This window comes from Shigella sp. FC1967 (assembly GCF_001743005.1).
Classification (GTDB): Bacteria; Pseudomonadota; Gammaproteobacteria; order Enterobacterales; family Enterobacteriaceae; genus Proteus.
The window spans coordinates 1-230 of record NZ_MIIZ01000372.1; the positions used below are offsets into that span (position 1 = coordinate 1).

Sequence of the window (230 nt, forward strand, 5' to 3'; positions counted from 1 at the left end):
AGGGAAACAACCCAGACCGCCAGCTAAAGGTCCCAAAGTCGATGGTTAAGTGGGAAACGAAGTGGGAAGGCTCAGACAGCCAGGATGTTGGCTTAGAAGACAGCCATCATTTAAAGAAAGCGTAATAGCTCACTGGTCGAGTCGGCCGCGCGGAAGATGTAAGGGGGCTAAACCATGCACCGAAGCTGCGGCAGCGACACTATGTGTTGTTGGGTAGGGGAGCGTTCTGT

The 230-nt window shown here is 53.5% G+C and carries 1 rRNA gene; it reads left to right on the plus strand.

Going from position 1 to position 230, the window contains the following annotated elements:
- A 23S ribosomal RNA gene (locus tag BHE89_RS03285) occupies positions 1-230 on the plus strand; the annotation flags it as partial.